The 12859-nt window shown below is 71.5% G+C and carries 10 protein-coding genes; 2 read left to right on the forward strand and 8 right to left on the reverse strand.

The annotated features are described in order from the left end of the window. Position 1: 1 nt before the first annotated feature. Complete coding sequence (locus ACFQ7C_RS01175) at positions 2 to 1201, reverse strand: alpha/beta fold hydrolase (RefSeq protein ID WP_378896808.1); 1200 nt, start codon at positions 1199 to 1201, stop codon at positions 2 to 4. A 95-nt stretch (positions 1202 to 1296) separates the two neighbouring features. Then, the gene (locus ACFQ7C_RS01180; protein ID WP_378896811.1) at positions 1297 to 2427 is read right to left on the reverse strand and encodes a hypothetical protein; all 1131 of its coding nucleotides are present in this window, start codon (positions 2425 to 2427) and stop codon (positions 1297 to 1299) included. Between the two features lie 64 nt (positions 2428 to 2491). Between ACFQ7C_RS01180 and ACFQ7C_RS01185 the strand changes: the two genes are divergently transcribed. Next, positions 2492 to 3082: a TetR/AcrR family transcriptional regulator gene (locus tag ACFQ7C_RS01185; RefSeq protein ID WP_378896813.1), complete on the forward strand. Its 591-nt coding sequence runs from the start codon at positions 2492 to 2494 to the stop codon at positions 3080 to 3082. Positions 3083 to 3188: 106 nt separating this feature from the next. Here the strand turns inward: ACFQ7C_RS01185 and ACFQ7C_RS01190 are convergent, their stop codons facing one another. The 6 genes from ACFQ7C_RS01190 to xylA form a co-directional block, all read right to left on the reverse strand. After that, entirely contained in the window at positions 3189 to 3986 is a 798-nt protein-coding gene (locus ACFQ7C_RS01190) for a GTP pyrophosphokinase family protein (RefSeq protein WP_378896815.1), read from the reverse strand. A gap of 82 nt (positions 3987 to 4068) precedes the next feature. Next, on the reverse strand, positions 4069 to 4917 hold the full coding sequence (locus ACFQ7C_RS01195) for a transposase (RefSeq protein WP_378896818.1): 849 nt from the start codon (positions 4915 to 4917) through the stop codon (positions 4069 to 4071). A gap of 129 nt (positions 4918 to 5046) precedes the next feature. Beyond that, a complete protein-coding gene (locus ACFQ7C_RS01200) occupies positions 5047 to 6159 on the reverse strand; it encodes a class I SAM-dependent methyltransferase (RefSeq protein ID WP_378896820.1) in 1113 nt (370 codons plus the stop codon). A 146-nt stretch (positions 6160 to 6305) separates the two neighbouring features. Further along, positions 6306 to 7934 carry a LuxR C-terminal-related transcriptional regulator gene (locus ACFQ7C_RS01205; RefSeq protein WP_378896822.1) on the reverse strand — a complete coding sequence of 543 codons (1629 nt, stop codon included), beginning with the start codon at positions 7932 to 7934 and terminating at the stop codon, positions 6306 to 6308. Between the two features lie 62 nt (positions 7935 to 7996). Further along, positions 7997 to 9301 carry a xylulokinase gene (xylB, locus tag ACFQ7C_RS01210; RefSeq protein ID WP_378896825.1) on the reverse strand — a complete coding sequence of 435 codons (1305 nt, stop codon included), beginning with the start codon at positions 9299 to 9301 and terminating at the stop codon, positions 7997 to 7999. 128 nt (positions 9302 to 9429) lie between these two features. Then, entirely contained in the window at positions 9430 to 10620 is a 1191-nt protein-coding gene (gene xylA / locus ACFQ7C_RS01215) for a xylose isomerase (RefSeq protein WP_378896827.1), read from the reverse strand. A gap of 207 nt (positions 10621 to 10827) precedes the next feature. Between xylA and ACFQ7C_RS01220 the strand changes: the two genes are divergently transcribed. Then, positions 10828 to 12729, forward strand: a complete 1902-nt coding sequence (locus ACFQ7C_RS01220) for a glycoside hydrolase (protein ID WP_378896830.1) — start codon at positions 10828 to 10830, stop codon at positions 12727 to 12729. Positions 12730 to 12859: the final 130 nt, after the last annotated feature.

The following is a 12859-nucleotide window of genomic DNA, read 5'->3' on the forward strand; positions in this document are numbered from 1 at the left end:
GTCACCTGGCGGAGACCTCGGCGAGCCAGCGGAGCATCGCCGGCAGCGCCAGGTAGGCCACGGTGCCGTGGTCCGCGAACGGGATCTCGTGGTAGGTCACGTCCATGCCCAGCTCGGCCTCGTGCTGCGCGAACGCGGTGGTGTCGGACGGCACCACGAGCTCATCCGAGAGCCCCTGCGCCAGGAACAGCGGCGCGTCGAACGCCTCCGCCCCCGCGGAGTTCTGCTCGAGCAGGCTCGCCCAGGGCTCGGTGGTCGTGGGGTCGCTCATCGTGAAGTCGCCGACGAGCGGCTGGCCGATCTCGTGCAGCGTCGAGATGTTCGACAGCAGGCACAGCTCGTTCATCCGCGGGACGATCTCGCGGGCGGCAGGGGTGAGGATGCCGTCGACGGGAGCCTGCGGGTACACGTCCGCGTACGCGGTGAAGGCGTACGAGCCGATCGTGACGCCCGAGATGTCGTCGAGATGGGCACTCATGAGCCCGGGGAGATCGGCGGCGGGCGCGGCGGCGGCGACGGCCACGACGTTGAGCTCCGGCGCGTAATCGGCCGCCTGCTGCGCGGCGAACAGCACGGCCTGGCCGCCCTGCGAATGCCCCCAGAGCACGACCCTCTCGCTCGCGCGGGTCTCGACGATCGCCCGGGCGGCGCGCACGGCATCGAGCACCGCGTTGCCGCCGGTCACCCCGACGAGGTACGAGTCTGTGCCGGACGTGCCCATGCCGACGTAGTCGGTCGCGACGACGGCGTAGCCGCGGTTCAGCAGGAACCGCAGCCCCTCGATGCCGACGAAGGGGTCGAACCCGTACGACGGGGCGCAGTCGCGCGCGGCCCCGGTCGTGGGGTGACCCCACGACACCACGGTGCGCCCACCGGGCGGTGCGGGCACCAGCGGCACGACCAGCACGCCGGTCGCGACCGCGGGCTCGCCGTGCACGTCCGTGGTGCGGTACATGATGCGCCAGGCCCGGCTCGCGAGCGGGGCGCCGAGGAGCGCATCGGCCTTCACCAGCGCGCCGGGTTCGCCGCCGGCGGCGTCGTCGGGCTGGACGTAGAACTCGTCGATGCCCGGACGCTCCAGCGCGTCCCCGACGATCCGCAGCTCCTCCGCGGCCACCACTCCGCCCACGACTGCCAGCGTCGCCGCCATGAAGGCGATGACGAAGCGGTGGCGGCGCGCGCGACGCGTCGAGGTCCCCATTGCTGCGACGTTATCGCGTCGCGCCCCGCACGCACGATCCGGCGCGCCCCCTTCCCGGGTGGCGCCGGATCAGCGATGGCGCGCCCGCAGGCTGCTCAGTGTTCCAGCTGCCGCTCGGGCGGTGTGAGCTCGGCCCGGTTGCGCTGGTGGCCGATGAGCGCGAAGATCACGCCGCCGATGAGCCAGGCGATCAGGATGGTCCATTGCGCCCAGGTCGAGGCGTCCGGGAAGTACATCACCGATCGCAGCAGGTTCGCCGATGCCCCCGGGACGAAGAACTGGCCCACGGCGCCCCACGGCTCGGGAAGGAACTGCGGCGGCAGCGCGGCACCCGCGATCGGGTTGGCGATGAACATCGTGATGACCGCGCCGACGGCGATGCCGGGAGGGCCCATCAGCGCGGCGAGCCCGACGATGAGCGCCGATGTCGCCGTCACACCCAGGCCCAGCACGGCCGCGTTGAGCAGCCAGTCCCCGGTGAGGATGCCGAACCAGGTCTGCATCACGAGCGCGATCAGGGCGCCGGCGGCGAGGCCGAAGACGACCAGCCCCACCAGGCGGCGCACGACCCCCTGCACGAGCAGCGTCAGCAGGATGCCGCCGAGCATGCCACCCAGCACCATCGGGAAGACGGATGCCCCGAGCCCGGCGCCCGTGCTGTCGCCGTCGGCCAGCGGCACGACGTCCGTGACGGTGACCGTGGGGATCACCGGCGCAGCGCCCGCGGCGCCGTCGGGCAGCTGCGGCATCTGCCCCGACTTCAGCGCTCCGACGATCGCGGTGAGCTGGTCGGTCAGCGCGGTCTTGGCGGCCGTGTCGATCTGCGACTGCAGCTGCGTGGCGACGGCGCGCAGCGCCTGCGCGGCGACGGGGCTCGCCGCCGTCGCGATGAGCACCTCGGGCTCGTCGCCCAGCAGGATCGCGCCGTACAGCGCACGGGACTCGATCTGCGACACCGCGTCGTCGCGCGAATCGACCTCGTGGAGGTCGAACGGCGCGGGGTCCTGTTCGGCGAGCTTGTCCTCGACGGCGGTCACGGCCTCGGCGGGTCCTGAGATGCCGACCGGCAGGTTCTGCGGCTGCGAGGTGGCTGCGGGCCACACGAACGCCATCACGATGACGGCGACGATCAACGAGCCGAGCAGTCCGAACAGCGCGGCGACACCCCACTTCGTGGGGCGTGCGGGCGCGGCATCCACCGATGCTGCGTCACGGTGAGCGTTCATCGCGTCCTCCTAAAAAGAATGGTGATTCTCTTTGCGAGAATAACAGAATCGGTATTCTGTTTCCATGCCCAAGGTGTCGGAGGAGTACCGCGAGGCCCGCCGCGAGAAGATCGCCCAGGCAGCGCTGCGCGTGCTGGAGCGGAACGGAGTGCGCGACACGTCCATCGCCGACATCGTCGCCGAGTCGGGCCTGTCGACCGGTGCGATCTACTCGCACTTCACGAACAAGGCCGAACTCGCCCGGTACGTCGTGGGTCGCTACCTGCTCCCCCGCATCGACGCCCTCGAAGACGCCGGGCAGCGTGGCCAGATGGTGACGCCGCGGCAGGCGCTTCAGGGCATGCTCTCGATGTTCGCGGAAGTGGGGCTGTCGCCCTCGCTCATCCTGCAGTTCTGGGGCGAGGCGATGGTCGAGCCCGGCGTCCACGACGAGATGCTGCGCACCGCCGGACGCCTGCGAGCCTCACTCGCCCTCGCGATCGGACCGTGGGCGCGCTCACGAACGACGGACGAGACGGATGCCGCGGCCCTCGCCGCAGCGACCGCGCGCTCGATCGCCGCTCTCGCGCAGGGGTACATCGCCAACAGCGCGGTCTTCGGGCCCCGCACCGTCGACGACTACCTCGAGAGCGCCGCCGCCGTCCTCGCGAGCTGACCCGCCTCCTCCAGACCGGGCTCAAGAACCTCGTTCGTTCGTCACGTATGTACGCGGAACGGGCCGCTCGGCGTACATCTGTGACGAACGAACAGGGGGTGTGGCGTCAGACCGGGTGGACGCCGGTGTCGGGACCACGCGGGGTGGCAGCACCCGGAGCCGTCTCCGCGGGAGCGGGGACCGCGGTGATCTCCCGCACCGCCACGGGCGCCGTCTGGCCCGCGCTGCCGCCCCGGATCTGCCGGTGGAGGCGCTCCATGCGGGCGTCGAGCTCGGCGGCGGTCTCGGCCGCGTCCCTGAGGCTCTCGAGCAGCTCGTCGGGCACGCGCGTGGCGTACTTGTAGTAGATCTTGTGCTCGAGGCTCGCCCAGAAGTCCATCGCGATGGTGCGGAACTGCACCTCGACGGGCACCTCGATGCGCCCGGTCGAGAGGAACACGGGCACCTCGAGGATGGCGTGCAGGCTCTTGTATCCGTTGGACTTCGGCGCCGCGATGTAGTCCTTCACCTGGAGCACGCGCACGTCGTCTTGGGCGGTCAGCAGGTCGAAGAGGCGGTACACGTCGGCGGTGAAGCTGCACGTGATGCGGATGCCCGCGATGTCGGTGATGTTCCGGCGGATCGACGCGAAGTCCCCGTCGATGCCCTTGCGCTGCACCTTCTCGACGAGGCTGTCGGGCGACTTGACGCGGCTCGAGACGTGCTCGATGGGGTTGTAGTCGTGCGTCAGCAGGAACTCGTCGCGCAGGATGCCGATCTTCGTCTCGACCTCCTGCAGGCCGAAACGGTACTCCATCATGAAGCGCTGCAGCTCGTCCCTCAGCTCCCTCAGCTCGCTCGGGGAGACGGTGATCTCACCCTCGTCGGACGCCGTCGCGGGCACCAGTGGTGCGGGAGTCGCCATGCCGTTCACGCTAGGCGGCGGTTCTACGAGAGTCCTGAGAGGAGCGGATGCTGCGCCCCTGCGTGCCCTCGACCACGGGGACTCACGCGTCGTCGAGGGCGCGCTGCGCGCGCTCGGATGCCTGGGCGGCGTCGCGGGACTTGGCGGCGGCTTCGGAGCGCTCCTGCTCCACGGTGTCGAGCTTCTCGACGGCGGCGCGCTCGTCGCCCTCGAGGGCGGCGAGGTCGCGACGCAGGTCGTCGATGCGCTCCCGCACGTGGTCGACCCGCTCCTGCGCCTTCGCGCGGCGCGCGTCGACACGGGCGAGCTCGCGCTCGGCCTCGTTCGCGAGTCGCTCGGCCTCCCGCGCCGCCTTCTCGGCGGCCTTGCGCGCGCGCCGGTCGGCCAGGTCGTCGCGCGGCGGCGGCGCCACGGCTCCCGGAAGGGACCCTCCGACCGAGTCGGCCAGCGTCGAGGGGTCGATGTCTCCGGCCTCGAGCGGCTTGACGAGCCGGGCCGTGAGGACGGCGGCCGCGGCCGCAGCATCCATCACCGCCGCATTGATGGTCTTCTCGACGTCGTCGCGCGCGGCGGCGCTCAGCGTGCTGCCGGCCTCTTCGGCGAGGCCGATCGCCTGCTTGGCAAGGGCGGCGACCAGCTGGCGGCGCTGTCGGCCGAGGCGCGACAGTTCAGCCGCGTCGAGGTCGTCCTGCGCTTCGCGCAGGGCCGCCGCCAGCTCGACCGCGTCGGCCAGCTGCCCGTCCCGCGCGAGGAGGTTCACCGCCCAGGCGGAGACGGTGGGCTTGCGCAGGGCCTTGAGCCGCTTGGCGAGCGCCGGCGCCGCAAGTCCTGCGCGCGCGTTGCGAGCGGCCGTGAACTCCGCCGGAGGCACGGCGTACAGCTCTGCGGCGAGCGCGTCGAGCTGGGCGGCTCCGTCGGCGTCGGCATCCATGCGCCCATTGTGCCGCCCCGCGGTCGCAGCGTCGCGTCAGCGCTGCCCCCTTCGTTCGTTCGTCACAGATGTACGCGTCCGGGGCGGATCGGCGTACATCTGTGACGAACGAACATCAGGGGACTCGGGTCAGACGATCTCGTAGAAGCGCCAGAGGCCGAACTCGGGGACGAGGACGCGGATGTCGCTCCACCCGGCCGACCGCGCGTAGGCGCGCAGCGTCGAGGGACGCATCACGGTGCCCGTGCCGGCGCTCGGCGTGTGCGACCTGCCGTCGGGCAGGCACACGAAGAGGCTGAACCCGTAGAGCAGCCGCTCGAGGTCGCTCGCGTTCGCGGCGAAGCGCTCTTCGGCAGCCTCGTCCATGATCACGACCATCCCGTCGTCGCCCACCGCGCCGCGGGCCGCCGCGAGGACCTCCACGGGATGAGGCATGTCGTGCAGGCACTCGAACGCGAAGACCGCATCGAACGGGCCGTGCTCGGCGACGAGCGCTGCATCGCACAGCAGGAAGTCGACGCGATCGGCGACGCCGGCCTCGACGGCGTTGCGCCGGGCCGCCTCGACCGAGGCCTCGTCGATATCGAAGCCGACGGCGCGAAGGTGCGGGTACGCCTTGGCCAGCGCGATCGTCGACCAGCCGCCTCCGAAGCCGAGGTCGGCGATCCGCGCGTCGGGACGCCGCAGGACGGTGTCGAGCCGCTCGATGCCCTGGAAGAGCGAGGGCAGGTCGTCGAACCACGGCCGGTTCATGTCCGCCTGCGCCTCGCGGGCGTGCCGGCCGAGCTGCTCCCAGCTGACTCCGCCGCCCGTGCGGTACGCCTCGAGGAGGGCGTCGATCTGCATCCCCGATGCCGCGCCCATCCGTGCCAGGGGCTCGAGGTACTGCCGGCTGCCGCGGTCGAGCAGGACTTCGGCGACGCCCGGCGCGAGCCGGAATCGCCGGGTCGCGGCATCCTCGTCCTCGTCCTCGTCCGCGAGCAGGATGCCGCTCGCGGCCTGCTGCTCGAGCCACTCGCGGGCGTAGCGGGCGTCCGTGTGCGTGCGGCCGGCGAGCTCGTCTGCCGTGAGGCCATCGGTCCGCGCGAGCTCGGCGTACCAGCCGAGCTGCGAGCCGAGGTGCACGGCCATGAGATCGAACCAGCCGAGCGTGGCGTCCATGATCCGATCGGCGAACGCGGCCGTGGGGTCCTCGGTGTGAGCGGTGGTCTCGATCGCGGTGGCGGTGATCGTCGTGGACATCGTCGTCTCCTTCATGAGTGGTCCGTCGATTGCCTGGACACGACGCTACGGACCGGGAGCCGGCCGTCGCGTCCGCAGAACCGCGCAGATTCCGCGCACGCCACTGCACCATTCGATGCAGGAGCCGTGCGCCGGGCAACCTGCCGTCACCGCGCGCGCCTGCCGGAATGTTCGTGCCACCACGCGGCCGCCGCGGTGCGCGAGCCGACGCCGAGCTTCACGTAGACGTTCGCGAGGTGCCTGCTCACGGTCTTCTCGCTGATGAAGAGCTCGTCCGCGATCTGCTTGTTGGCCTTGCCCCGCGCGACGAGCTCCACGATCTCGCGCTCGCGGGAGGTCAACGGTCCGCTCTCCGCACCCGGGGCCGTCGCCGCCCGCACGACCACCGGCGGAGCGCCGAGCCGTCCGAGGATCACGCCGGCGTCTTCGCGCAGCCGGCCGGCGAGCGCCGCGTCGCCGCGCAGCTCGTGCGCGGTGGCGAGCCAGCTCAGGACGCTCGCCTGCTCCCACGGCTGCCGCAGCGTCCGGAAGAGGTCGAGGGCGGCGTGCAGCCGGCCGATCGCACCTTCGACGTCGCCGGCGTACACCGCGGTCATGCCGTGCGCGTGCGCCGCCCAGGCGCGGAACCCGTCGCTGCCGAAGTCCCGGGCGTCCGCGTCGAGCTCCTCGAGCAGTCGCCGCGCGTCCTGGGTCCGGCCGGTCGCGAGGGCGATCTCGACACCGGGGCGCAGCAGGCGCGCACGGGCCATCCGGTCGCGAAGCCCGAGCGAGGCCGTGATCATCGCCGCGGCGCGCTCGGTGTCGCCCTCCGCGAGCACCAGCAGCGCCTCGCCCGGCACCGGGTCGATGCCGGCCTCGCTGGCGCGCCGGTAAGCCTCCCGCGCTCCGGCGGCGTCGCCGCGCAGCCGGCGGATCTCGCCCAGCTGGTTCCATCCTTCGCCGGCAACCCATGGATGGTCGGAAGCGAGATCGTCGCACGCGCGCTGCAGCGCCGCCTCGGCAGCATCCCACTCCCCGCTCGCCGACTGCAGTTCGAGGCGGTGCACGCGGCATACGCCGGCGTAGACGACGTCCGCGCCCCGTGACGCGCACCACGCTTCGGTGGCGCGGGTCCAGTCAGCCATCCGGCGGAAGTCGGCGAGCTCGTGGCACACATGGATCGTGGTGCACAGGACGTCGCCCGCCCACTCCGCCTCGAGCTCGTCCGAGACCACGCACAGCATCGCCTCGTCGAGTTGCGCGAATCCCTCTGCGGTGGCCCCTGCCCGGATCGCGGCCATCCCCGCCACAACCGCGCTCAGTGCCGACACGGCCGGCTGGCGGAGCGCTGCCGCGAGCTCCCGCATGCGCGACACGCTCTCGGCAGGCCACAGCAGTCCGGTGTCGTCGAGGTCCATGCACGCCGTGAGGTAGACGTCGTACGCGTGTCCCCGCCCGTCGGGCAGCTCCGCCAGGATCCGGCGCGCGCGCCGGTTCCAGGCGCGCCCGACGGTGTGCTGGCCGCGCGTCAGCAGCACCAGCGAGGACACCATGGCCACCTCGGCCGCGCCCATCTCGTCGCCCTCGTCGGCCAGCACGCGGAAGGCGCGCTCGAGGTGCTCGAGGCAGGCTTCCTGCCGCCCGAGCCACCACTCGCACGAGGCGAGCGCGCGCAGGTCGGCACCGGTGGCCGCGACATCGCGGCGGGCCCCCTCGAACGCCTCCCGCGCCGTCTCCCAGTCACCGGACCGATATGCCGTCCGCGCCCGCTCGAGCGCGGCGACCGTGTCCGCCATGCGGGAATGGTACCGCCGTAGCCGCGTCGTGTCCGGGACTCGGCCCGCGGGTCTGCCGCGGGTCAGGTCGCGAGAACGGATGCCGCCTGCCGGGCAGCGCCGAGAGCCACGTACTCGCCCGGCTCGGGCACCTCGACCGGCAGCCCCAGCACGACGGGCGCGATCTCGCGCACCGCCTGGGACTGCGCGCCGCCGCCGACGAGCAGCGCGCGCTCGAGCGGCACGCCGAGGCCGCGCAGCGCCTCGAGTCCCGCGGCGAGCCCCGACAGCATGCCCTCGACCGCGGCGCGCGCGAGGTTCTCGCGCGTCGTCGAGGCGAGCGTCATGCCGGTGAGCGACGCGGTCGCGTCGGGGAGGTTCGGGGTGCGCTCGCCCTCGAAGTAGGGCACCAGCGCGAGACCGGCGGCGCCAGGCTCGGCGGCCAGCGCCAGCCGCGACAGCTCGCCGTGGTCGACGCCCAGCACCCGCCCGATGGCGTCGAGCACGCGTGCGGCGTTGAGCGTCGCGACGAGCGGCAGGAACCGGCCCGTGCAGTCCGCGAACCCGGCGACGGTGCCGGTGGGGTCGATCGTGCGCTCCTCGCTCACCGCGAACACGGTTCCGCTCGTGCCGATCGACACGACGACGTCTCCGGGACCCGCCCCGAGCCCCAGCGCTGCGCCCGCGTTGTCGCCGGCGCCGCCGCCGACACGTCGGCCCGCAGCATCCGTCACCCACTCATCTGGCCCCAGCACGCGCGGGAGCACGGCGTCGTGGCCGAGCGCCGCGACGAGGAGGTCGCGGTCGTAGTCGCCGGTGGCGGGGTTCCAGTAGCCGGTCCCCGAGGCGTCGGAGCGATCGGTGACGAGCTCGTCGAGCACAGGTCCACGCGGCGACTCGCCCTCGGGCCCGAAGCCGCGCAGCCGCCAGGTCAGCCAGTCGTGCGGGAGGGCGACCGCGGCGACCCGCGCCGCGTTGTCGGGCTCGTGGTCGCGCAGCCAGCGGAGCTTGGTGATCGTGAAGGATGCCACCGGCACCAGGCCCGTCCGGCGCGCGAGCTCGTCGGCGCCGAACTCGGCGGTGAGGTCGGCCGCGGCCTGCGCCGAGCGGGTGTCGTTCCACAGCAGCGCATCGCGGATCACCCGACCCTCGGCGTCGAGCGCGACCATGCCGTGCTGCTGCCCGCCGATCGCCCACGCCTCGACGTCGTCGAGTCCGCCCGCATCGGCGATGGCCGCCTGCAGCGCGGTCCACCACGCCTCGGGATCGACGGACGTGCCGTCGGGGTGCGACGCGCGCCCCTGCCGCACGACGGCCCGGGTCGCAGCATCCGTGATCACGACCTTGCACGACTGCGTCGACGTGTCGACTCCCATGACGAGGCTCATGTGCGCTCCTTCACGCGTTTCCTCTCCCGCGAGACTTCAGTGGAGCGCCGAGACCGCAGCGATTGCATGCAGTCTCGGCGCCCCGATGGAGTCTCGCGGGAGCGGGGATGGTGTCAGGGACCGGCGGGTCAGCCGCGGGCGGCGAGCAGGTGCTCGGTCGCGAGCTGCTGGAGGCGGACGAAGCCGAAGCCCTTGCCGCCCAAGTACGCGTCGGCGTCGAAGTCCTCGTACGCCGAGCGGTCGGCGAGGAAGTCGTCGTACGACTCGCCCTCGTTGAGCGTCGGCACCGAGAGCTCGTCGACCTTGGCGGCGGCCAGCGCCTCCTGCACCTCGGGGTCGGCGCGGAAGGCCGCGGCGCGCTCCTTGAGCAGGAGGTACGTGCGCATGTTCGCGGCGGCCGAGTCCCACACGCCGGTCTCGTCCTCGGTGCGCGAGGGCTTGTAGTCGAAGTGGCGCGGGCCGTCATAGGCCGGCACGCCGCCGGGGCCGCCGTTCTCGAGCAGGTCGACGAGCGCGAACGCGTTGTGCAGGTCGCCGTGGCCGAAGACGAGGTCCTGGTCGTACTTGATGCCGCGCTGGCCGTTGAGGTCGATGTGGAAGAGCTTGCCGTGGTACAGCGCCTGCGCGATGCCGGCGGCGAAGTTGAGGCCCGCCATCTGCTCGTGGCCGACCTCGGGGTTGAGGCCGACGAGCTCGGGGCGCTCGAGCGAGTCGATGAAGGCGATCGCGTGACCGAGCGTCGGAAGCAGGATGTCGCCGCGGGGCTCGTTGGGCTTCGGCTCGATGGCGAAGCGGATGTCGTAGCCCTTGTCGGTGACGTAGTCGCCGAGGAGGTTCACGGCCTCGCGGTAGCGCTCGAGCGCGGCGCGGATGTCCTTGGCGGAGTCGTACTCGGCACCCTCGCGCCCGCCCCACATGACGAACGTCTTCGCTCCGAGCTCGGCGCCGAGGTCGAGCTGGCGGAACACCTTGCGCAGCGCGAACCGACGCACGTCGCGGTCGTTCGACGTGAAGCCGCCGTCCTTGAAGACGGGGGCCGAGAACAGGTTCGTGGTGACCATCGGCACGATGAGGCCGGTGTCGTCGAGCGCTCCCTTGAGCCGGTCGATCTGCGTCTGGCGCTCCGCATCCGTCGATCCGAACGCGAACAGGTCGTCGTCGTGGAAGGTGAGACCATACGCGCCGAGCTCGGCGAGCTTCTCGACGGCGTGCACGACGTCGAGGTGGTTGCGGGTCGGCCCGCCGAAGGGGTCGGTGCCGTTGTAGCCGATGGTCCAGAGGCCGAACGAGAACTTGTCGGCACGGGTGGGGGTGGGCATGACGCTCCTTTGCGAGAAATGTTGCTGAAGACAACCTATACCACAACGGATGCCTCGTCCAGCACGCGACGCGATGCTCCGGCATCCGTTTCTCACCGCGCATCGACCCTTGACCACCCGGGACTCCACCCCTACGTTAACGTTTACATCGGTGCGATAACGTTTACATCCGCCGAGCAGATTCAAGGGAGAACTGTGAGAAAGACAGTGTCGTTACTCGCGGCCGCAGGCCTGGTGGGCGCCGGCTTCGCCGCCGCCCCCGCTGCCTCGGCCGTCGTCACCACCGGGATCGACCTGCAGCCGGAGAGCGTCCAGCAGACGATCGACGGCTTCGGCTACTCGGCCGCCTTCCAGCGGACCCACCGCCTCAACCTCCTCTCCGACGAGAAGAAGGCGGAGGCCGTCGAACTGCTCCTCGGCGACTCAGGCGTGGACCCGTCCATCCTGCGCCTCGGCATCGGTGGGCAGTCGACGCCGCCGTACGACTGGATGCTCTCCATCCAGCCGACCGACCCGGGCGGCCCGACGGCGGCGCCGGACTACCAGTGGGACGGCTACGACAACGGGCAGGTGTGGTTCGCGCAGGCCGCTGAGGCGGCCGGCGTGGAGTACATCTACGGCAACGCGTGGACGGCACCCGGGTACATGAAGAGCAACGGCAACGCGGCTTCCGGCGGCGTGCTGTGCGGCCTGTCGGGCACCAGCTGCGCCAGCGGCGACTGGACCACGGCGTACGCCGACTACCTCGTGGCCTGGGCGGACTTCTACAAGCAGGAAGGCGTCGAGATCGACGGCCTGGCCTTCACGAACGAGCCGGACTACACGTCGAGCTACGAGTCGATGCGGTTCACTCCGACGCAAGCCGTCGAGTTCACCAAGAAGTTCGGTCCCATCGCGGATGCCGCCGGGTACGACGTGCTCTGCTGCGAGTCGTTCGGCTGGAATCAGGGCAAGAACTATCACGCGGCGATCCGGGGCGACTCGGAAGCCAGCAAGTGGGTCGACACCCTCACCGCGCACTCGTACGCGAGCCGTTCGGACTCGCCGTACGAGACGGACGGGTCGCTGTGGATGTCGGAATGGGCCTCGTCGTCCAGCGGGACGTTCAACGCGAACTGGGACAGCGCGAGCCCGCTGCAGACGGACGGAATCCAGATGGCCGACCACATGATGGACTCGCTCACGAAGGCCAACGTCACCGGCTACCTCTGGTGGCTCGGCGTGAGCCAGGGCGGCTCCGTCTCGCTCATGGTGGTCGACGTCGACAACGACACCTACCAGGTGTCTTCGCGCCTGTACGGCATGGCCGCCTTCAGCCGTTTCGTGCGGCCGGACGCCGTGCGGTTCGACGCCGTGCACGCCATTGCGGGACTCAAGGTGGCGGCGTTCGACAACGCCGACGGCTCGCGGGTGGTGCAGCTCCTCAACAGCAGCACCGCACCCGTCACCACCGACATCGACCTGGACGCGCAGCCGACGGCCTACCTGAACGATCAGACCCACCAGCTGGCCGCGGTCGAAGGGATCGCCACCACCGTCGACGGGAAGACCGACCTCGTCCTCCCCGCCCGCTCGCTCGTGACCCTGGTCGTCGAGCCGGGCGACGAGGGCACCGGCATCCCGATCGAGGCCACCGTGCCGGAGCCCACCGAGCCCGGCTCGCTGTCACTGACGGTCGCGGATTACGGCGACGGCGTCGTCCTCTCCGAGGCCGGCAACGCCGGCGACCGCCTGCGCTTCACGGGCGCGCTCCCCGCGGTGACCGTCACGGACTCGCGGAACGCCGGACAGGCCGGCAGCGGCGGCTGGTCGGTCTCCGGCCAGTCGACCGACTTCACGGCGGGCACGACTGTGCTGGATGCGGGGCACCTCGGCTGGAACCCCAAGCTCGTGACACCGCGCAGCGGCGTCACGGCGGGGGCCGCGGTCGCACCTCTCCTCGCCGGCGGGGAGGGTCTGGCCGACCCGCACCTGCTCGGCGAGGCGACCGGGGAGGGACGGTTCGGTTCCACGGAACTGGGCGCCGACCTCTCGCTCGAGGTGCCGGTGGACACCGCACCCGGCACCTACAAGGGCACCCTCGCGATCACCCTCTTCCCCGAGGACTGATCGGGCGCCCGACACCAGCGGCCGGCCCGGGGGCCCCCGCCCGCCCCCCCCCCACGACACAGGAACACCCCCGGAAATCTGTGTGTTATAAAAAAAAACCACCCCCCCCCACCGTAAAAAAACAAGGGTT

The organism is Microbacterium sp. NPDC056569, assembly GCF_042793475.1.
GTDB lineage: Bacteria > Actinomycetota > Actinomycetes > Actinomycetales > Microbacteriaceae > Microbacterium.